Raw genomic sequence first — 21,207 nt, 5'->3', positions numbered from 1 at the left:
CGGTGACCGTCATGCCCGCGCTCGTGCTGACCGGCTGGCTGCTCGCCGGGCTGCCGCTGTTGCTGCTCGGCTGGTTCCGGCCGCTGCCGGCACTGCTGCTGGGCGGGGTGCTCGCCGTCGCCCTGTGCGGGTACTGGGTCCGTTTCACGGGCGGCCGGGAGGCGCCCGACGCCACGGCTCGGCATGTCGTCGCCGTCACCGGCATCGCCGTCGCCTCCGGGGTGTTCAACGCCGTCTTCCACAGCGAGCAGCTGATCGTCCGCAGGGATCCCGCGACCTACGCGCAGTACACCGCCTGGCTGGCGGGGCACGGGTCCCTGCCCATCCCGTACGGGGCGGCGGCGTTCGGCGGCTCCGATCCGGCGCTGCGCTTCGACAGCGTGGGCTTCTACGATCATGACGGCGCGGTGGTGCCGCAGTTCATGCCGGGCGCGCCGCTCGTCGACGCGATCGGTCACTGGCTGGGCGGGGTGTCCGGTCTCCTGCTGGTCGCCCCGGTGCTCGGCGCTCTGGCGGTGCTGACGGTCGCCGGGGTCACCGCCCGGCTGGTCGGCGCGCGATGGGCCCCGCCGGCGGCGCTGGCGTTCGCGGTGGCGCTGCCGATCCTGTACACCTCGCGCACCACCTTCAGCGAGATCCCCTCGCTCATTCTGATCTTCGGTGGCATCGCGCTCACCGACGACGCTCGCCGACGGCCGCGTGCCGCGGTGGTCGCCGGGCTGGCGTTCGGCCTGGCGGTGCTGGTGCGCGTCGACGGGTTGCGGGACGTGCTGCCCGTGCTGGCGTACGCGGGGCTGCTGATCGCGCTGCGCGGGAGGCGCGGCCGGGGCGAGGCCTACGCCCGGATGGGTGTGCCGCTGCTGGCCGGGCTGGTGGCGGGAGCCGGTCTGGGGCTGGTCGCGGCGTTCGTCCTGGCCAGGCCGTATCTCAACTACCTGTCCGACTCCGTGGTGCCGTTGCTCGCGATCTGCGGGGTGGTGCTCGCGCTGACGGTCGCCGGTGCGGTCGCCGGGCCGAGGCTCGTCCCGGCCTCCTGGAAGGTGCTGCGCACGTGGCCGCCCGCGCGCCGCCTGCCGGACGCGCTGGCGGCGCTGGTGTTCCTGGTGATGGTCGTGCTGGCCGTGCGCCCGTGGGTGCAGACCGTGCGGCGCGTGCCCGCCACCCCCGACGACGCGATGAACTCGATCTTCATCCGGGGGACGCAGGTGGCGAACGGGCTGTGGCCCGATCCGACCCGGCTGTACTACGAGAATTCGCTCTATTGGGTGATCTGGTACGTCGGCGTGCCCGTCGTCATGCTGGCCACGCTCGCGGCGGCCGTGCTGGTCAGGCGCATGGTGCGGGGCAGGGGCTTCCTCTGGCTGCTGCCGCTGGCGATCATCGGCTGGACGACCGTCACCACGCTCTGGCGCCCGGCCATCACCCCCGACCACCCCTTCGCGTCCCGGCGGCTCGTGCCGGTGGTCCTGCCCGGCCTGATCCTGCTGGCGGCGTGGGGGCTGCGCTGGGTGTGGGCCAGGGCCCGCGACGTCGGGTACGGGACGGTCGCCCAGCGTTCGCTGGCCGCGGTGGGCGGCGCGCTGCTGGTGGTCCCCGCCGCGGTGACCTCGATCGGCACCGGCTTCACCCCCATGGAACGCGGCGAGGCGGCGGCGGTCGAGAGGCTGTGCGCGGCGCTGCCCCGCGACGCCTCGGTGCTGGTCGTGGAGCGGGTCACGGGTGACCGGTTCACCGAGCTGATCCGCGGCATGTGCGGTCTGCCCGCCGCCCAGATCCGCCCGCCGGCAGAGACCGGGGCCGCCGACGCCGGCGCCGACCGGGACGTCGCCGCGCCCTCGGACGTGAACCGCCTGGCCGGGCACATCCGCTCCGCCGGCCGCCGCCCGGTGCTGCTGGCCGCGAAGCAGTCCCAGCTCGCCCCGTACGGCTCGGCCACGCAGGTCATGCGGCTCCGCACCCGCCAGGACGAGCGCTCCCTCGTCGACCCCCCGAACGGCACCTGGTCCCTGGCCATCGACGTCTGGATGTCGATCCCGGGCACTGCCTGACCGCCGCGCATCCATGCCACGGTGAGGTCGGTGCCCGGAGTCCGCGCCGTGACACGCAGCCCGACGGGCTTCTGGGTGGGCAAGGCCGGTCGGCCGCATGCCGGGGGTGCAGTCGAGCTGGAGGTACGACGTGGAATAGCGGCCGGGATCGCGGGAAGAGCCCCAGTTAGGGTTGACGGGGACTCGCTTGCCGGCCGGGCACTGTATCCTCGCCCGACGTGAGTGTGACCGAGACGCCTGAGACTGGATCCGCCGTGGACGCGAACCCCTACGTGACGATCGTTCTGCCCTGTTACAACGAGCAGGACCACGTCATCGACGAGGTCGAGCGCATCTGCGCGGCCATGGACGCCAGCGGTTACACCTATGAGCTGGCCGCGGTGGACGATCACTCCACCGACGAGACCCTGCTCCGGCTCCGCGACGCGGCGCCCCGGTTCCCGCACATGCGCATCGTGGCGTTCCACCGCAACGGCGGCTCGGGCACGGTGCGGCGCATCGGCACCCAGGACGCGCGCGGCGAGATCGTGGTGTGGACCGACGCCGACATGACCTACCCTAACGAGCGCATTCCTGAGCTGGTGCAGCTCCTGGAGAAGGATCCGACGATCGACCAGGTCGTCGGGGCGCGCACCAGCGAGCAGGGTTCCCACAAGATCCTGCGGGTGCCGGCCAAGTGGTTCATCCGCAAGGTGGCCGAGCGCCTGGCCGGCCAGGAGATCCCCGACCTGAACTCCGGCCTGCGGGCCTTCAGGAAGTCGGTCTCGCTGCCCTACCTCCGGCTGCTGCCTCCCGGCTTCTCCTGCGTCACGACGATCACGCTGGCGTTCCTGTCGAACCAGCACGACGTGCACTACATGCCGATCGGCTACAGCAAGCGGGCGGGCAAGTCGAAGTTCAGCTTCATCTCCGACGCCTACCGCTACATCCTGCAGGTGCTGCGGATGGTGATGTACTTCAACCCGCTCAAGGTGCTCATGCCGCCGGCGATCTGGCTGGTCGTGATCGCGCTGGGCAAGGGCGTCGTCGACATGATCAGGCACCCCTTCTACTTCCCGGCGAGCACGGTGATGACCTTCCTCTCGGGGTTGATCATCGGCTCGCTGGCGCTGCTCGCCGACCTGATCGTCCGTTCCCGGGGCGAATGACGTGCGCGTCGCGATCGTCGGGCCGACCTATCCGTACAAGGGCGGCGGGGCGCAGCACACCACCGAGCTGGCGCACCGGCTCGCGGCCCTCGGCCATGACGTCGTGATCGAGTCCTGGCGCGCCCAGTACCCCTCGTTCCTGTACCCGGGGCAGCAGACGATCTCGACGCCCGAGGGGGAGCCGTTCCCGCACGTGCGGCGCGACCTCGACTGGCGCCGGCCGGACGGATGGGCACGCTGCGGCCGGCGGCTGCGCGAGGCGGACCTGGCCGTCCTCACGCTGCTCAGCCCCGTGCAGGTGCCTCCCTACCTGGGCATCCTTTACGGCGTGCGCCGCGCGACCGAGGTGGTCGCGCTGTGCCACAACGTGCTGCCGCACGAGACCAAGCGGTACGACGCGCCGCTCGTGAAGGCACTGCTGCGCCGGGTGGACCGGGCGCTCGCGCACTCGCCCGAGCAGGCCGCGATCGCCCGCGAGCTGGCGCCCGCCCCGGTGCGGGTGGCGGCGCTGCCGCCGCACCTCCCGGCCAAGGGCGAGGTCAGGGCCGGGGGCGGGGTGCGCCGCCGGCTGCTGTTCTTCGGCATGGTGCGCCCGTACAAGGGTCTTGACCTGCTGCTGCGCGCCCTCGCCCGGGTCCCGGGGGTGTCGCTCACGGTGGCGGGGGAATTCTGGGGCGGTCTCGACGAGACGCGCGGCCTGATCGGCGAGCTGGGCCTGGGCGATCGGGTCGAGCTGCGGCCGGGCTACGTCGCCGCCGACGACGTGCCGGCGCTGTTCGCGGAGGCCGACGCTCTCGTGCTGCCCTACCGGTCGGCCACGGCCAGCCAGAACGCCTGGCTCGGGCACGAGCACGGCCTCCCGGTCATCGCGACGCGGGTGGGGGCGCTCGCCGACCACGTCACCGACGGGGTGGACGGCCTGCTCGTCGAGCCCGGGTCGGTGGACGCGCTCGCCGGGGCGATCACCCGGTTCTACGAGGAGGGCGAGCCCGAGCGGCTGCGCCAGGGTGTGAAGGCCGTGGACCCCGAGCCTTACTGGGCCGCGTACGCCGCCGCTCTGCTCTCCTCGGGAGCCTGACCGCGCGCCAGTACGAAGCCGAGCCCGGCCCAGGCGACGTCGGCCAGCGTGAAGGCCAGCCGCGAAACCACCGCGATGACCAGCGCGTGCGGGGCGTCCAGGAAGGGCGCGAGCACGAGCACCATGGCGCCCTCGCGGACGCCGATGCCGGCCGGGACGATGACGGTGAGCAGCCCGGTCACCCAGGCGAGGGCGTACGCGCCGGCGGCTACGGCGAACAGCGACGGGCCTCCGCCGGGACGCATGTCGCTGAGCAGCAGCCAGATGTGCACGCCGTAGAACAGCCAGCCGGCCATCGTCCAGCCCGCCGCCGCGAGCATCGCCGACCCCGACACGCGGTCGAGCGGCTCCCTGCGGGCGATCCTCAGCACGAGGTTGAGGCCGAAGGTGAGCACCCGGGGATGCAGGCCGATGGCGATGAACGGGATCAGCGCCATCAGGTACCAGGTCTGCCTGGCCACGTCCTGCGAGGTCAGGGGGAGGGTCACCGCGGCGAGGGCGAGCGCGCAGCCGAGCGAGGTCACAAGGCCGACCACCGTCGCGCCGAACGTCCGGCGGGGCGGGGAGCCGTGGTCGCGGGCCAGCTCCATCATCGCGGCGAACGCCCACACCGATCCGGGGACGTACTTGCCGAGCTGGCCGAGGAACAGGATCTTGGCGGCCACCCGCAGCGGCAGCGGAGAGCCGAACCCGGCGAGCACGGCCCGCCAGGCAAGGAGCATGAACCCCAGACCGACGAGGACCGCGGCGACCGAGCCGGCGACCGTCCACCACGACAGGCTGCCGAGCGCGGCGACGGTGTCGTTCCAGTTCCGGGACAGGCCATAGGCCAGGAAACCCAGGGCGACGAGCGCGAGCCCCACCCGGAGCAGAGGACTTGATCGCAGCCGGCTCAACATCCGCCCAGCGTACGACGCCCGGTTACCCGCCGGTAGGTCCTCCCATCACAGTTACACGTTCATTGAATCCCGCTGAACGCTTTCTCAGGGTTCACCCCCCAGCGTGCGAGGGCGCGCCGGTGTCCTGACCGAGGAAGGAGGAAGTGCGAGGAACGAGCGCTTCCGAGTGACGAGGAAGACCGCCGGCTCAAGGGCGCCCTCGCACAGCGCGAGCGGAGCGAGCGCCATGGGCACAATACACTTGGGCGCCGTGGGCACAGAACGCGTGGCGCAGCTCGAGTATTCAGAGATCCAGGCCGCGATGCTGGACGAGGCCAAGCGGCGCCGCAAGGCCGCCAAGATCATCGCTGTGCTCGCGCACTTCCTGGGCCGAGACGCGGCCGCGGGCGACGGCGCTTCCGCCGCGGTGCTCGATGGGCTGACCGTGGCCGACATCGGCTGTTCGGCGGGGTTCATCGCCGATGAGCTGGCGTCGGCGGGCGCCCGCCGCGCCTTCGGGGTGGACATCGACGTGCCGGGGCTGCGCAGGGCGGACGAGCGCTTCGGCGAGCGGGTGGAGTTCGTCTGCGCGGACGGCACGGCGCTGCCGTTCCCCGACGGCTCGATGGACGTCCTGGTCCTCAACCACATCTACGAGCACGTGGTCGACCCCGACGCCGTGGTGCGGGAGCTGCACCGCGTGCTCGCCGACGACGGTGTGCTGTACCTCGGCCTCGGCAACCGGCTCGGCGTGATGGAGCCGCACTACAAGCTGCCGTTCCTGTCCTACCTGCCGCCGTCGCTCGCCGACCGGTACGTGCGCGCCTCGGGCCGCGCCGACCATTACTACGAGCGGTTCCGCACCAGGCGGGGCCTGCGCCGGATGCTCGGCGACTTCCACGTGTGGGACTACTCCTTCCCGGTGCTGGCCTCGCCGGAGAGGTTCGCCGGGGGCGAGCTGTTCCCCGGCGCGGCCGGGCGCGTCGCGCAGGGGACGCTGGCGAGGACGCCCCGCCCGGCGCTGCGGGCGCTGCTGCCGGTGGTGCCGACCTACCTGTGGGTGGCGACGAAGACGCCCCGCAGGCCTCTCGGCCGGGCCCTCCCGCAGCCCCCCGAGCCCGTGCGCACTCCATGACGCGGAAGAAGCTGATCAGGTTCGCGTTCCTGCTGGTCGCGCTCGGGTTCGGCGCCTGGGCGATCGCGGGCCGGTGGTCGCAGGTGGCGGACGGTTTCGCCCGGCTGTCGTGGCCGCTGCTGGCGGGGTCGCTGGTCGCGGTGCTGGCGGCGCTCGTGGCGGGGATGCTGATGTGGCGGGCGCTGCTGGCCGATCTCGGCTCGCCGCTGGCGTTCACGGACGCGGCCAAGGTGTTCTTCGTGGGGCAGCTCGGGAAGTACATCCCCGGGTCGTTGTGGCCGGTGCTCGCTCAGATGGAGATGGGCAAGGATCTCGGCGTGCCGCGTCCCCGCAGCGCCGCCGCGTTCTTCCTGACATATCCGATCTATCTGGCCAGTGGTCTCTCCGTGGCCGTCCTCACCCTGCCGGCCTTCGCCGGCGACTCGGTGGCGCGCTACGCCTGGCTCCTGCTGCTGCTGCCCGTGCTCGTCGCCGGGCTGCATCCCCGTGTCGTCAACGGGGTGCTCGGGTTCGGCCTCAAGGTGCTCAAGCGCCCCCCGCTGGAGCGCCCGCTCACCCGCCGGGGTGTGCTCACCTCGGCCGGCTGGGCCTTCGCCGGCTGGGCCGCGTACGGGTTCCATCTGGGACTGCTCGTGACCGGGCTGGGCGCCACCGGGACGCAGGCCATTGTCCTGTCCCTAGGAGCGTTCGCGCTGGCCTGGTGCCTGGGGTTCATCGTGGTCGTCGCCCCCGCCGGAGCGGGGGTGCGCGAGGTGGCCATGGTGGCGGCGCTCGCGCCGGTGCTGGACGGCGGGCGGGCCATCGCGGCGGCGCTGTGCTCCCGGCTGGTGGTCTCGGCGGGGGACCTGGTGTGCGCCGGCCTCGCGGGCCTGGCGGCTCGCCGAGCCGATACCGTTCCCGTCACCGCCGATCGCGACTGATTTTCGCATTCGTTGCCCACGCGACGGATGAAATGCGTGCCATAACTCTCACGGTTTTGGGGAGCCTCGCAATAGAGTGAAGACGATGGGGATCGGGGGCGAGGGGCAGGCGGTCGGCGGGACACGACAGTGCCCCTGCCGGTTCGCAGCGAACAGGTGCCCTTCGCCCGCGCGCGATCTCCGTAGAGGAACGGCACGGAGATCCGAGAGGAGCGATCGCTCTTGACGCCCCGAGTGCTCGTCGACGCCGCGGCGGTGCCCGCCGACCGCGGGGCTCTGATCCGCTACGTGGACGGGCTGGTCGCCGCTCTCGATCGGGCCGGCGCCGATCTCTCGGTCGTCTGCCAGAGAGCGGACGCCGAGCGCTACGGCAAGATCGCCCCTTCGGCGCGCATCCTCGCCGGCCCTCCGACGATCGCGAACCGCGCCGCCCGCCTGGTCTGGGAGCAGACCGGCATCCCTGTGCTCGCCCGCCAGGTCGGCGCCCAGGTCATCCACGCCCCCTACTACTCGATCCCTCTGCATTCCGGGCTGCCCACGGTCGCGACCGTCCACGACGTGACCTGGTTCACCGAGCCCGACCAGCACAACGCGGTCAGGGCTTCCTTCTTCCGCGCCGCCACCCGCACGGCGGTGCGCAACGCGACACGGGTCATCGTGCCCTCCAAGGCCACCCGCGACGAGCTCGTGCGGGTGCTCGCGGCCGACCCGACGCGCATCGACGTCGCCTACCACGGCGCCGACCGGGCGCTGTTCCACCGGCCGTCGGACGAGGAGACCACGAGGGTGGCCGGCCGGCTCAGCCTGCGCGGACGCTCGTACGTCGCCTTCCTCGGCGCCTTCGAGCCGCGCAAGAACGTCCCCAATCTGGTGAAGGGCTTCGGCCAGGCGGTCCGCGACCTGCCGTCGCCGCCGGCGCTCGTGCTGGCCAGCGGAGCGGGCTGGAACGACGACGTGGACGACGCGATCAGCGAGCTTCCGGTCACCGTGCGGGTCGTGCGCCCGGGCTATCTCTCCTTCGCCGACCTGCCGGGTTTCCTAGGCGGCGCGGTCGTGGTCGCGTTCCCGTCGAGGGGCGAGGGCTTCGGGCTGCCCGTGCTGGAGGCCATGGCCTGCGGAGCCCCTGTGCTCACCACCCACCGCACGTCGCTGCCGGAGGTCGGCGGCGAGGCGGTGGCCTACACCGAGCCCGACGCCGAGAGCATCAGGGACGCCCTGAGGGCCTTGCTGGAGGCTCCGGAGCGCAGGCGGTCACTCGCCGAGGCGGGCCTCGCGCGGTCCCGGGAGTTCACGTGGGACGCCTCCGCCGAGGCTCATATGATTTCCTATCAACGAGCGGTCGATCAGTGAGCTAGCCTCACCGGTGTGACGAGCAGCTACTCGCCGGAGTCGGCGCACCTTGAGGCCATTCTCCTTGTGGGCGGGCAGGGCACCCGTCTTCGTCCCCTGACCTTGAGCACCCCCAAGCCACTGCTTCCGACGGCCGGTGTGCCGTTCCTCGCCCACCAGCTCGCCCGGGCGAGGTCGTTCGGCGTCCAGCGCATCGTCTTCGCCACCTCCTACCGCGCCTCGATGTTCGCCGAGGCGTTCGGGGACGGCTCGGCGTTCGGGCTGTCGCTGGAGTACATGACCGAGCAGACCCCGCTCGGCACCGGTGGAGCGATCCGCAACGCCGCCGAGGCGCTGACCTGCGGTCCGGACGCGCCGGTCCTCGTGCTGAACGGCGACATCCTGTCCGGGCACGACATCACCGAGCAGGTCGAGCTGCACGTCTCGCGCGGTGCGGCCGTGACGCTCCATCTGACCGAGGTGGACGACCCGTCGAGGTTCGGTTGCGTGCCGACGGACCCGGAGGGCCGGGTCACCGCGTTCCTGGAGAAGACGCCCAATCCCGTGACGAACCGCATCAACGCCGGGTGCTACGTCTTCCAGCGCTCGTTCATCGACCGCATTCCGGCGGGGCGGGTCGTCTCCGTCGAGCGTGAGACGTTCCCCGGCATGATCGAGGCCGGCGAGCTGGTGCTCGGGTACGCCGACCGCTCGTACTGGCTCGACGTGGGCACGCCCGCGGCCTTCGTCCAGGGTTCGTGTGATCTGGTGCTCGGCCGCCTGGCCTCTCCGGCGCTTCCCGGCGCCTGCGGGGAGTTCCTGGCGATGCCGGCGGCGAAGGTCTCGCCCAACGCCAAGATCGCGGGCGGCACGGTGGTGGGGCCGAGGGCGGTCGTCGAGTCCGAGGCCTGCGTCAGGGGCAGCGTGCTGGACGCCGACTGCGTGATCGAGTCAGGGGCCACCGTCGTCGACTCCGTGGTGGGAGCGGGCGCCCGGGTCTCGTCGGGAGCGGTCCTGCGGAACGCCGTGATCGGCGACGGCGCGGTGGTCGGCTCGGGCAACGAGCTGCTGGCCGGCGCCCGCGTATGGCCGGGCGTCCAGCTGCCGCCGAGCGCGGTCCGGTTCTCCAGCGACGTCTGACCCCCGCCCCTGCCAGAGGCGCGGCGCCAATACTGTGGACGCTGTGCGAGAACGCAGGTGGCGGCCGGACGGTCCCCTCGATGTGGAGCCGATCCTGGCGCCGCATCGGCGGGGGAGCGGCGACCCCGCCTGGCAGCTCACCGCCGACCGGGCGATCTGGCGTACCTCCCGCACGCCCGAAGGCCCGGGCACGCTGCGGGTGACGGTCGAGCCGCGTGAGGCGCTGGTGGTGGCGCAGGCGTGGGGTCCGGGGGCCGCGTGGATGCTGGAGACCCTTCCCCAGCTCCTCGGCGCCCACGACGGCGTCGGCGACTTCCGGCGGCTGGTCGAGGGGCTCGGGTACGCGGGCCATGAGCTGGTCCGGGAGCTGGCCTCGCGCCACCAGGGGCTGCGGGTGGGCCGTACGCTGCGGGTGTTCGAGGCGCTCGTGCCCGCAGTGCTCGAGCAGAAGGTCGTCGGCCGCGAGGCGTGGCGGGCGTGGCGATGGCTGCTCTCCCGGTACGGCGAGCCCGCGCCCGGCCCGGCGCCCGCGATGATGCGCGTCTTCCCCGGCCCCGAGGTGTGGCGGAAGATCCCGTCGTGGGACTGGCACCGCGCGGGGGCGGAGGCCGTTCGGGCCAGGACGATCGTCAACGCCGCCCTGCACGCGGAGAAGCTCGAGGCGGCCGGCGCGGCGGAGGCCGACAGGCTGCTACGGGCGCTGCCGGGCGTCGGGGTGTGGACGTCGGCGGAGATCCGCCAGCGGGCCCACGGAGACCCGGACGCGGTCTCGGTCGGCGACTACCACCTGCCGTCGCTGGTGGGGTGGTCGCTGACCGGCCGCAGGACCGACGACGCCGGGATGCTGGAACTGCTCGCGCCTTACCGGGGGCACCGCCACCGGATCATCCGCCTGCTCGAACTTGGCGGGCGGCGACCGCCGGCACGCGGGCCGCGGATGCCCGCTCGCGACTATCGCTCCTTCTGAGGTGCCGCAGCCAGGCGCGCCGTTCGCCGAGCACGGGCGGGGTGCCGGGTCTCCAGTCACGGCCGTCGCGCGTGTCGGTGCCGAACAGCGGGGCGAGCACGGCGGCGGTGGCGATGAAGGCGAGGATCAGCCAGGACATCGGGTTCTCCTTGGGGGTACGGGGGCTCAGGTGAGCCGGTGACCCTCTAATTGTGTGCCTGTGCATATGTTTACGTCTATCGAGAATCCTTGACTCTTACTCTTAAGGATGGCTAAAGCTCGGACGGTTCGCCGGCGACGACGCCGGACCGCCGTGGGCGTTCATGGACACCCCGGCACAACCTCCCGGCACAGCCGTTTCGTACTGTGCCTCTCATGAACGCGAACCCCACAGACGCCGCGATGCGGCGAGCGCTGGCCCGGGCAAGGGATGGCAAGGCGCTCGACGTGACGGAGGCGACGGTTCTCCTGCACGCCCGCGGCGCCGACCTGGACCGGCTCCTCGACCACGCCGCCCGCGTCCGGGACGCGGGGCTGGCCTCGGCCGGGCGCGAGGGGGTCGTCACCTACAGCCGCAAGGTCTTCATCCCGCTCACCCGGCTGTGCCGGGACCGCTGTGGCTACTGCACGTTCGCGACGGCCCCCGGCAAGCTCCCCGCCGCCTTCCTCAGCCCGGACGAGGTGCTGGAGATCGCCCGCCAGGGCGCGGCCATGGGGTGCAAGGAGGCGCTGTTCACGCTCGGCGACCGGCCCGAGGACCGGTGGCACCAGGCCAGGGAGTGGCTGGACGCCCACGGGTACGACGACACGCTCTCCTACGTGCGCGCCATGGCGATCCGCGTCCTCGAGGAGACCGGGCTGCTGCCGCACCTCAACCCAGGGGTCATGAGCTGGCGCGATCTGCAGCGGCTCAAGCCGGTCGCCCCGTCCATGGGCATGATGCTGGAGACGACGTCGCGCAGGCTGTTCGAGGAGAAGGGGCAGGCCCACTACGGCTCGCCCGACAAGGACCCGGCCGTCCGCCTGCGCGTCCTGGAGGACGCCGGCCGGTCCAACGTCCCCTTCACCACCGGCATCCTGATCGGCATCGGCGAGACCGTCGCCGACCGCGCCGAGTCGATCTTCGCGATCCGGCGGGTCGCCCGTGAGTACGGGGGCGTGCAGGAGGTCATCGTCCAGAACTTCCGCGCCAAGCCGGACACGGCCATGCGCGGCATGCCGGACGCCGACCTGCACGAGCTGGCCGCCACGATCGCGGTCACCCGGCTCGTGCTCGGCACCAGGATGCGCGTCCAGGCGCCGCCCAACCTCATCGGGGAGGAGTACGCCCTGATGATCAGGGCCGGGATCGACGACTGGGGAGGTGTCTCCCCGCTGACGCCCGACCACGTGAACCCCGAGCGCCCCTGGCCGCACATCGAGGAGCTCGCCGCCCGCACCGCCGCCGCCGGGTTCACGCTGAAGGAACGTCTGACGATCTATCCCGAGTACGTGCTCGCCGGGGAGCCGTGGCTCGACCCGCGCCTGCGCGGTCACGTCGCCGCCCTGGCCGACCCCGAGACCGGCCTCGCCCTGGACACCCTGCCCACCGGCAGGCCGTGGCAGGAGCCCGACGGTGGGTTCTCCTCATCGGGCCGCACGGACCTGCACGTCGAGGTGGACTCCACCGGGCGGGCACAGGACCGGCGCGACGACTTCGAGCACGTCTACGGCGACTGGGACGCCCTCCGCGAGCGCGTCCCGGCCGGAGCGGGCAGAGCGGACGGCGCCGCAGGGCAGTCCGCCGCCTCCGAGGGGACGGTCGGCGGCGGGGCGCCGTCCGGTGGTGCGAACGGGAGCGCCATCGACGGCGACATGCGGGAGGCGCTGCGACGGGCGGCGTCCGACCCGGCGCGCCTCACCGACGGCCAGGCCCTCACCCTCCTCGGCGCGGACGGCGCCGACCTGGAGGAGCTCTGCCGGGTGGCCGACGACCTGCGCAGGCAGGCCGTGGGCGACGACGTGACCTACGTCGTGAACCGCAACATCAACTTCACCAACGTCTGCTACACCGGCTGCCGCTTCTGCGCGTTCGCGCAGCGGCGCACCGACGCCGACGCCTACACCCTGTCCCTGGACCAGGTCGCCGACCGGGCCGCCGAGGCCTGGGAGGTGGGGGCCACCGAGGTGTGCATGCAGGGCGGCATCCACCCCGACCTGCCCGGCACGGCCTACTTCGACATCGCCAGGGCGGTGAAGGAGAGGTGTCCGGACATGCACGTGCACGCCTTCTCCCCGATGGAGGTCATCAACGGGGCCAGCCGCACGAACCTGTCGATCCACGACTGGCTCGTGGCCGCCAAGGAGGCCGGGGTCGACTCGCTGCCCGGCACGGCGGCGGAGATCCTCGACGACGACGTCCGCTGGGTGCTGACCAAGGGCAAGCTGCCGACCCGGGAGTGGGTCGACGTCATCACGACCGCGCACCGTGTCGGCATCCCGACGACCTCGACGATGATGTACGGCCACGTGGACACGCCGGCGCACTGGGTGGCGCACATCCGGCTGATCCGCCGCATCCAGGAGGAGACCGGCGGGTTCTCGGAGTTCGTGCTGCTGCCGTTCGTCCACCACAGCGCCCCGATCTACCTGGCGGGCATCGCGCGGCCGGGCCCGACGGCGCGGGAGAACCGTGCCGTTCACGCGCTGGCGCGGATCCTGCTGCACGGCGCGATCGACAACATCCAGTGCTCGTGGGTGAAGCTCCAGGACGACCTGTGCCGGGCCGTGCTGGCGGGCGGGGTGAACGACCTCGGCGGCACGCTGATGGAGGAGACGATCAGCCGGATGGCCGGGTCGGAGAACGGCTCGTACAAGACCATCAGCGAGATCGCCGCGATGGTGGAGCCGACCGGCCGCCCGGTGCGCCAGCGCATCACCGGTTACGGCACGCCTTCCGCGGAGCGGATCGCGGCGGCCCAGGCCAGCGACGGCGTCTGCCGCAGCGTCCGCCGCACGATCCCCCTCCTCGCGCCCTGATGGTCACGACAAGCGGTAGAGCAGTAGAGCAGCGCCTCCACGGCGTCGTCGGTCCAAGGATTGACCGCGGGCTCGGGAGGCGGGCCGGCGGGGCGGCGCGTTATCAGACAGAGTTATAACAAGTTCTACGTTTCCCTCTTGGGGATACTTGCGCTGCCTACGGTGTCCATTGGGAGAATCGTCCGACTCTTCTCCTGTAACGCGACATCGAAAGGCGAACCGTGGCGTCTGGTCGGCCTGGTCGGCACCGTGCGGACCCGATCGCCGAGCCCCCGCGCCGGCAGAACCGGCGTCGCGCCCTGCCTGCGACGCTGATCGCGCTGGTGCTGCTCGCGGGCGTGCTGGTGGTCGTCGTCACCAGGGCCGGCGGCCCCTGCTCCAGCCGGAACCCGGTGCTGGTCGGCGTGGACGCGGCGCTGGACATCGCCCCGGTCGCCATGGAGGCGGCCGAGCGGTTCAACGCCACCAAGGCGGCGGTGGACGGGCGGTGCGTGCTCGTGCAGGTCACCGAGCAGCCTCCCGCGCCCGTCCTGCGCACGCTGATCGGCGACCAGGCGGGAGTGCTGGCGGGGCGTCCCGACGCCTGGATCGCCGACTCCTCCGCCTGGGTACGGCTGGCGCGCAAGCAGGGGGCGCCGAACATCTCGCCCACCGAGACGGTGATCGCCACCTCGCCGCTGGTGTTCGCGACCCGGCGCTCCCTCGCCGAGCGGTTCGCCACGGGGAAGACCGAGATGAGCTGGGAGATGATCTTCCCGGCCACGGCGCGCGGCCGGCTCGAGCCGACCGCCGAGGAGCCGGACGTCGTCCGGATCCCCGACCCGTCGGTCGCGGGCGCCGGCATCGCGACCGTGGCGGCGGCCACCGACATCGCCGGGAGCGGCGGCAAGGGCGCCAGGGAACTGACCGCCTTCGTGCGGATGGCCCAGGCCGGCTCGGCCCCCGACTACCGCTCGATGCTCACCGCCGTCGACGACCGCTCCTTCTGGCAGCGGCCCGTCGTCGTCGTGCCCGAGCAGTCGGTGTGGCTGCACAACCGGACCCCCTCGGAGGACCCGGTCGTGGCGCTGCACCCCAAAGAGGGCACGATCATCCTGGACTACCCCTACGCCGTCACGGCGACCGATCCGGCGGACGCCGCGGGCGCGCGGCTCTTCGGCACCTACCTGATCTCACCGCAGGTCGCCATCGCCGTGCGGCGCGGCGGGTTCCGGCTCCCGGACGGTCAGGATCCGCCTCTCGGCGCGGGACCGGAGATCCCCGTGGACCGGCCGCGCCCGCGCCCGTCCATCACCCCCGCCGTGATCGACGAAGCCCTCGACGCCTGGAGCCGCCTGGCCCCGCCGAGCAACATCCTGGTGCTGGCCGACGCCGCGCGGCACATGGCCGAGCCGATCACGGGGGAGAAGGGCGCCACCCGCCAGTCCGTGGCGCTCAAGGCCGCCCACCTCGGGCTCCAGCTCTTCCCCGGGTCGACGAGCATGGGCCTGTGGGAGTTCGCGGACGGCCTCGGCGGCGGCAAGGGCTACCGCCCCCTGGTCGGCCTCGGGCCGATCACCCAGCCCGACCGCGACGACGACCAGTTCACCCGCCGCACGCGGCTGGACCAGTTCACCCAGACGCTCAAGCCGTACAAGAGCCGCGACAGCTCGCTCTATGACACGATCCTCGCCGGGTTCCGCGACGTCACCGCGAAATACGAGCCCACGATGAACAACTCCCTGCTCGTCATCACGGCGGGCAGGGACGACGGCAAGGGGATGTCCCGGCAGGCCCTCGTGGGCAAGCTCCGCGAGGCGTGGGACCCCGACCACCCGGTGCAGATCATCGTGCTCGCCTTCGGCAAGGACGTGGACCGCGCGGCGCTGGGCGAGATCGTCTCGGTCACGAACGGCTCGCTGCACGTGGCCTCCGGGCCGGGCGAGATCATCGACGTCTTCCTCAGCGCCCTGGCCCGCCGCCTGTGCCACCCCACCTGCGCCAAGTCCGGCTGACGCCCACGCGCGGCCGCCGACCGGCGCGGTGGCTCAGCGGGTGAGGACGAAGTCGGCGGCGTCGCGTGGAGGCCGGCCGCGGGGCGGCGCGGCGGGGTGGCCGACCGCGACGGCGCCCATGGGGTCCCACGACTCCGGCAGGTCGAGCACCTCGCGCACGACCTCGCGGCAGAACATCGTGGAGGAGACCCACGCCGAGCCCAGGCCCTCGACCGCGAGCTGGACCAGGAGGTTCTGTACGCCGGCGCCCATGGCGACGACGAACATCTCGCGCTCGGCCGCGTTGCGGCGCTCGTCGGGATAGGTGTGCGAGCCGTCCATCACCAGGCAGGGCACCACAAGGTAGGGAGCCCGGCGCAGGACCTCTCCCCGCCTGACCCGGCGGGTGATCGACTCCTCGGTGAAGCCCGTGGCCCGAAGGTCGCGGATCCACGCCGCGAGCATGGCGTCCAGCAGCTTCTCGCGCGAAGCCGCCGACTCCAGCAGCACGAAGCGCCAGGGCGTCGTGTGGTGCGGGGCGGGCGCGCTGATCGCGGCGTCGACGGCCCGCCTGATCGCGGCCGGGTCGACCGGCTCGGGGGAGAACTCCCTGATCGTCCGCCGGGCGAACAGCACGTCGGCCGAGCCGTACCGGAACATGTCCTCGTCGGCGGGCCGCACCAGCGGCCTGACCCCGGGACCGTCCTCGGCGGTCACCAGGTGGGACAGCCCGCGCACGACCGCCACCGGCACCCCGTCGAGCTTGCCCTTGACCAGTTCGGCCGCCGCCGCGATCTCGTCGACCAGCGCGGTGACCGTCGCCGACAGCGGGTTGCCGTAGCCGTCCGAGCGGCCGCGGAAGTCGTCCAGCGGCCGGACGCCCGCCGCGCCGATCGCCACGTCGGTCAGGCCGTTGCGCCACGGGCGGCCGAAGGTGTCGGAGAGGATCACCCCGACGTGCGCGGGGAGGCCGGACCGGATGCGGCGCGCGGAGGCGTCGGGGTCGTCGGGGAGGAGCAGCACGGTGCCGGGCTCGGTGTTTGAGGCGTCGACCCCGGCGGCGGCCATGACGAAGCCATGGCGGGTCTGGGCGATCACGGTCTCGCCCCGGCGGGCGACGACGCGCTCGGTCTCCTCCGCGATCGCCTCGGCGCGGCTCTCGCCCCGCCGCACGCGGCCCTCGGCCTTGCTCACGATCTTGGAGGTGACGACGAGGATGTCGCCGTCGGCCAGATCGGGCACGGCGGCCGCGATCAGCGTGGCGAGGTCGTCGCCGGGCCGCACCTCCGGCAGGCCGGGCACTCCGTGGACGCTGATCACCTGGCCAGCTCCAGGGCGGCGTGGGCGATCTCGGCGGTGGCCTCGACGTCGGTCATCAGCAGCGGCCTCGCCTGCACGCGCACCCCGTCGAGCGCGACGCCGCGATCCTCCTCGGCCACCAGCCAGCCGTCGACCAGGCGCGAGCCGTACAGCTCCAGCACCGCCTGGGCGCTGGTCTCCACGCCGATGGCGGTGAGGCAGGCGTCGGCCATGCCGCGCACGGGAGCGCCGCCGATGATGGGCGAGACCCCGACCACGGTCTTGACCTCCAAGGCCTCCCGGATGCCGGGGATCTGCAGGATGGTCCCGATGCTCACCACCGGGTTGGAGGGCGGCAGGATCACGACGTCGGCCTCGTGGATCGCCTCCAGCACGCCGGGCGCGGGTTTGGCGTCGTCCGCGCCCACCAGGATGATCTGCTCCGCCGGCGCCGAGGCGCGCAGCCGCACCCACCACTCCTGGAAGTGGATCGCCCGCCGGCCCTCCTCGTCGCTGATGACCACGTGGGTCTCGGCGCGGTCGTCGGTCATGGGGATCAGCCGGACGCCGGGCTGCCAGCGCGCGCACAGGGCCTCGGTGATCGCCGACAGCGGGTAGCCGGCGCTCAGCATCTGGGTGCGCACGATGTGCGTCGCGATGTCCTTGTCGCCGAGGCCGAACCACTGCGGCTCCATGCCGTACGCCGCGAGCTCGGCCTTGATGAGGTGGTGCTCGCCGGCCCGGCCCCAGCCTTGCTCCTCGTTGATGCCGCCGCCGAGGGTGTACATGACGGTGTCGAGATCTGGACAGACCCGGAGCCCGAAAAGGGTGATGTCGTCACCGGTGTTGCCGATGACGGTGATCTCCGCGTCGGGGGCGGCGGCCAGGAGCCCGCGAAGAAAGCGGGCTCCGCCGATTCCGCCGGCTAGGGACAGGATGCGCATGATGTCAAGTCTTCCATTGCCTTCTTGTTGCCTTGTCCTCGGCCGGGCGGCGGACGAGGTGATCTGTGAAACGCCTGGTCAGAGCTGTGCGAAAAGGGGGGATTGCCGTAGTTGACAGCTTTATGTGATCTATGTGGTTCATGGGTCTGGCGCCCCCAAAGTGGGGAGATGTGCGAAACTGCGGGTGCCGTATGGACCCATTGGGGGGTAGTTGTGGTCAAAGTCGAGCCCGGACGGCTCCGCGAGCCGGCCGCCTGGATCATGCTCACGGTGGTGTGCGCCCAGGTTCTGGTCGGCGTCGAGAGGCTGCTCATCGGTTCCGGGCTGCCGTTCGGCACGCGATCGTCCATCACGCTGAGCACGCTCACCTCGCCGGTCTACGTGGCGCTCGCGGTCGGCGCGATCGTCCTGGTCACCCGGTTCGGGCCGCCCACCCCCCGTGCGCGCCTGGTCAACCTCATCGCGGTCGTCGCGCTCGCCGTCGCCGCCCTCTTCGGCGCCATCAGCCTCATCGGCGTCCTGATCGGCGGTGGCACGGGCGGGCTGAGCCTCATCGAGTACCTGCTGACCGGCCTGCCCGCCCTCGGGCTCACCGCGGTCGGGCTGGTGTACGCGATGGCGATCCTGCCGCCCGCCGCGCCCTCGGCGTCCCGGCCCCGGCAGGAGTCGTTCGGCATGCGCCCGGGCGAGGGGTCCGCGCAGGGCGTCGTCCCCGGGTTCGGGCCCCAGCAGGGTCACCCGGGGCAGCCCGGTCCCCAGCAGGGCTTCCACCAGCAGCAGCCGGGCTCCCACCAGGGCTACCCCGAGCAGCAGCCGGGCTCCCACCAGGGCTACCCCGAGCAGCGGCCCGGCCCGCAGCACGGCTATGCCGAGCAGGCGTCCGGTCCCCAGCAGGGCTACCCCCAGCAGCAGGGCAACGGCGCCTTCAACGGCCAGGGCGCCTACCAGCCGCCGCCCTCCCAGGGCGAGAACGGCGCGTACGGCGCGCCGGGCGGCCACCCCGAGCAGCCCTCGTATATGCCTTCCCCGGACGGCGCCGCCGGCGCGCCCCCCTCCGGGCTTCCCGCGCTGCCCCCGCCGCCCGGCTCCTACGCGCCCCAGCACTCCCAGCCGCTGGACCAGTACGCGCCGGCGCAGGCCTCGGACCCCTACGCGCAGGGCCCCCAGAACGAGCCCCGGCCCCAGGCGCCGGGCGCGTACGAGCCGCAGCAGCCTTCGTACGAGCCCCAGCCTTCCGGGGCGTACGAGCCGCAGGGCTCCGGGGCGTACGGGCAGCAGGGCTCCGGGGCGTACGGGCAGCAGCCCGCGTCCCCGTACGCGCCGCAGCCGGCCGGGCAGCCGCAGCAGGTCTCCGATCCCTACGCGCCCCAGGCGGCCTCGCCGTACCCGTCCTCGGGCGGGGGCACCGGAGCCTTCGCCGGTCCGGACGCCTTCACGACGGGCGCCCTCCAGGCGGTGCCCGCCCCCGAGCCGCTCACCGCGCCGACCGCCTTCGACCTCTCCTCGACGTACGGCCAGCCGCAGTCCGGTGCCACGTACGGCCAGACGGGTCCGCAGTCGAGCCCGTTGGATCAGCCGTCGTCGTATGGCCAGACGGGTCCGCAGTCCAGTCCGCTGGATCAGCCGTCGTCGTACGGTCAGACCGGTTCGCAGCCGAGTCCGTTGGATCAGCCGTCGTCGTATGGCCAGACGGGTCCGCAGTCCAGTCCGCTGGATCAGCCGTCGTCGTACGGTCAGACCGGTTCGCAGCCGAGTCCGTTGGATCAGCCGTCGTCGTATGGCCAGACGGGTCCGCAGTCCAGCCCGCTCGACCAGCCGTCGTCCTACGGGCAGAGCGCCACGCAGCCGAGTTCCTACGGCCAGGCCGGAGCGCAGCCCGGTGGCGAGTCCCTTGGCGGCTACGCCTCGGGGGACTTCGGGCGCCCGGGCGAGCCGTCCCAGCTGTACCCGGAGGCCGTGGCCGATCCGCGCCAGCAGCAGATCGCGCATGCCTACCAGCAGGCCCAGAGCTACCAGCAGCAGTCGCAGGGCGCCGGCGCCGCCGGGACGCCGGCCGACGGCCGCTTCGACCTCGGCGGCGGCCAGAGCGGCGCGTCGGAGCACACCGGCACGCAGCCCGTGCGGACGCCCGACTACACCGCGAGCTATGGCGCGAGCCCGTTCGGGCATCCGCAGTCGCCGGCGGACTCCGCGGCGTATCCGCGCCCGGCGGGCGACTCCCAGCCGTACCACTCGGCGCAGGACCATCCGTACCCGCCCGTCCAGGACCAGCCCTACCAGCAGGAGCAGCCGAACAGGCAGGCGCAGCCCGCCTGGGACGAGCCGGCCTCGGAGAAGACGGTTCGCTTCGATCCGAAGGCCTACCAGAACGACCCGTTGAACGCGCCCATGCCGCCGCCCGCGTCCCAGGGACGCCGGGACGAGCCGCTCGATCCGACCGCCATATACGCTCCCGACCGGTCCGCCCAGGCAAGGCCGGAGGAAAGCGATGGTAGAGATCCGGCAGGGCCAGGAGTGGATCAGGGAGCGCGCTGGTACGGTTCCGACCGCTGAGGGCATTGAAGAGCGGGAGTCGCAGAGGGCCGACGGACCCTCCGTAGGGAGGCATGCGCCGTAGAAGGCCGCGCATTACGCCAAAGCCTTACATACCGGGGTGAGCTGGTCTTTCCCCGGATACTGTCATGTTGCTTGACGCCACACGCGGCACACGCGTGTAATTACAGCTGTGTTGTTACGCCTTTCACATGCTGGGTATTGAGGAAGGTGTTCAAAAGGGGGGCTCCGTTGCGGGGCGGGCGAGCGATCGGCAGGAGGTGTGCAGTGACCGATCTGGTCATGGCACAGATGCTCGGCGCGGAAGAGCTGGGATGGCAGGAGCGCGCACTTTGCGCGCAGACGGATCCGGAGGCGTTTTTTCCAGAGAAAGGTGGTTCCACGCGGGAGGCCAAGAAGGTGTGCCGGTCCTGCGAAGTGCGGGCGGAGTGCCTGGAGTACGCGCTGCAGCACGACGAGAGATTCGGGATCTGGGGGGGTTTGTCGGAGCGGGAACGGCGCCGGATCAAGCGAGAGGCCGGCTGAGACACCGCGACCGCTGAGCCATCAGGGTCGCGATCCGATATACCACGAGCAACGCCGAGCGATCACGGTCAGGGCCGGCGGCTGGGGCCAGGGGGGCCACAGCCGGAGGCCGGGCGAGGGGACGTGATGCACCGGGCGGTGTCCGGGGGAAGGACGATCGCGATCGGGATGGCCGTACCGGATCGGCATCGCATCACCGGATTGGCGGAGTGGCGGACCTCGCGTGGCCGGGGTGCCGTATCGTGATCGGCGCAAAGCCACACGAGCCCCCAA

Annotated in this window: 15 protein-coding genes; 12 read left to right on the top strand and 3 right to left on the bottom strand. The window is 72.3% G+C overall.

Features of this window, described 5'->3' with window-relative positions:
• Positions 1 to 11: 11 nt before the first annotated feature.
• From MYF83_RS18995 to MYF83_RS18985, 3 genes are all read left to right on the top strand, one after another.
• The gene (locus tag MYF83_RS18995) at positions 12 to 2,048 is read left to right on the top strand and encodes an ArnT family glycosyltransferase (protein ID WP_248961806.1); all 2,037 of its coding nucleotides are present in this window, start codon (positions 12 to 14) and stop codon (positions 2,046 to 2,048) included.
• A gap of 254 nt (positions 2,049 to 2,302) precedes the next feature.
• Positions 2,303 to 3,196: a glycosyltransferase family 2 protein gene (locus tag MYF83_RS18990; protein ID WP_248961805.1), complete on the top strand. Its 894-nt coding sequence runs from the start codon at positions 2,303 to 2,305 to the stop codon at positions 3,194 to 3,196.
• Position 3,197: 1 nt separating this feature from the next.
• Positions 3,198 to 4,274: a glycosyltransferase family 4 protein gene (locus tag MYF83_RS18985; RefSeq protein ID WP_248961804.1), complete on the top strand. Its 1,077-nt coding sequence runs from the start codon at positions 3,198 to 3,200 to the stop codon at positions 4,272 to 4,274.
• On the opposite strand, the gene MYF83_RS18980 is transcribed toward MYF83_RS18985, so the two are convergent.
• A complete protein-coding gene (locus MYF83_RS18980; protein ID WP_248961803.1) occupies positions 4,229 to 5,173 on the bottom strand; it encodes a lysylphosphatidylglycerol synthase transmembrane domain-containing protein in 945 nt (314 codons plus the stop codon). The genes MYF83_RS18985 and MYF83_RS18980 overlap by 46 nt on opposite strands.
• Before the next feature lie 226 nt (positions 5,174 to 5,399).
• Here MYF83_RS18980 and MYF83_RS18975 point away from each other — a divergent pair, with 226 nt between their 5' ends.
• The 7 genes from MYF83_RS18975 (at position 5,400) to MYF83_RS18945 (ending at position 15,634) form a co-directional block, all read left to right on the top strand.
• A complete protein-coding gene (locus tag MYF83_RS18975) occupies positions 5,400 to 6,287 on the top strand; it encodes a class I SAM-dependent methyltransferase (protein WP_248961802.1) in 888 nt (295 codons plus the stop codon).
• Complete coding sequence (locus MYF83_RS18970; RefSeq protein ID WP_248961801.1) at positions 6,284 to 7,207, top strand: lysylphosphatidylglycerol synthase domain-containing protein; 924 nt, start codon at positions 6,284 to 6,286, stop codon at positions 7,205 to 7,207. Before MYF83_RS18975 ends, MYF83_RS18970 begins: the two co-directional genes overlap by 4 nt.
• Positions 7,208 to 7,429: 222 nt before the next feature.
• Positions 7,430 to 8,557 carry a glycosyltransferase family 4 protein gene (locus tag MYF83_RS18965; protein ID WP_248961800.1) on the top strand — a complete coding sequence of 376 codons (1,128 nt, stop codon included), beginning with the start codon at positions 7,430 to 7,432 and terminating at the stop codon, positions 8,555 to 8,557.
• Between the two features lie 15 nt (positions 8,558 to 8,572).
• Positions 8,573 to 9,676, top strand: coding sequence for a mannose-1-phosphate guanylyltransferase (gene manB, locus MYF83_RS18960; protein ID WP_248961799.1), 1,104 nt, complete (start codon positions 8,573 to 8,575; stop codon positions 9,674 to 9,676).
• 43 nt (positions 9,677 to 9,719) lie between these two features.
• Positions 9,720 to 10,643: a DNA-3-methyladenine glycosylase family protein gene (locus MYF83_RS18955; protein ID WP_248961798.1), complete on the top strand. Its 924-nt coding sequence runs from the start codon at positions 9,720 to 9,722 to the stop codon at positions 10,641 to 10,643.
• Between the two features lie 354 nt (positions 10,644 to 10,997).
• Positions 10,998 to 13,640 (top strand): bifunctional FO biosynthesis protein CofGH, encoded by a 2,643-nt coding sequence (locus MYF83_RS18950; RefSeq protein WP_279339742.1) that lies wholly within the window; start codon positions 10,998 to 11,000, stop codon positions 13,638 to 13,640.
• 221 nt (positions 13,641 to 13,861) lie between these two features.
• Entirely contained in the window at positions 13,862 to 15,634 is a 1,773-nt protein-coding gene (locus tag MYF83_RS18945) for a substrate-binding and VWA domain-containing protein (protein WP_248961797.1), read from the top strand.
• A 33-nt stretch (positions 15,635 to 15,667) separates the two neighbouring features.
• Here MYF83_RS18945 and MYF83_RS18940 read toward each other — a convergent pair whose 3' ends face one another.
• Both MYF83_RS18940 and cofD read right to left on the bottom strand, forming a co-directional pair.
• Entirely contained in the window at positions 15,668 to 16,933 is a 1,266-nt protein-coding gene (locus MYF83_RS18940) for a coenzyme F420-0:L-glutamate ligase (RefSeq protein WP_248961796.1), read from the bottom strand.
• Entirely contained in the window at positions 16,930 to 17,856 is a 927-nt protein-coding gene (gene cofD / locus MYF83_RS18935; RefSeq protein ID WP_248961795.1) for a 2-phospho-L-lactate transferase, read from the bottom strand. The genes MYF83_RS18940 and cofD overlap by 4 nt, the downstream gene beginning before the upstream one ends.
• Positions 17,857 to 18,069: 213 nt before the next feature.
• On the opposite strand from cofD, the gene MYF83_RS18930 reads away from it, so the two are divergent.
• Together MYF83_RS18930 and MYF83_RS18925 are read left to right on the top strand one after the other, a co-directional pair.
• Positions 18,070 to 20,409, top strand: a complete 2,340-nt coding sequence (locus MYF83_RS18930) for a hypothetical protein (RefSeq protein ID WP_248961794.1) — start codon at positions 18,070 to 18,072, stop codon at positions 20,407 to 20,409.
• Between the two features lie 282 nt (positions 20,410 to 20,691).
• Complete coding sequence (locus MYF83_RS18925; protein ID WP_184889896.1) at positions 20,692 to 20,934, top strand: WhiB family transcriptional regulator; 243 nt, start codon at positions 20,692 to 20,694, stop codon at positions 20,932 to 20,934.
• The last annotated feature ends 273 nt before the right edge of the window (positions 20,935 to 21,207 follow it).

This window comes from Sphaerisporangium perillae (assembly GCF_023276435.1).
In the GTDB taxonomy this organism is placed as follows: Bacteria; Actinomycetota; Actinomycetes; order Streptosporangiales; family Streptosporangiaceae; genus Sphaerisporangium; species Sphaerisporangium perillae.
The sequence above is the reverse complement of the archived record's forward strand: the minus strand, read 5'-3'. Positions and strand labels throughout refer to the sequence as shown.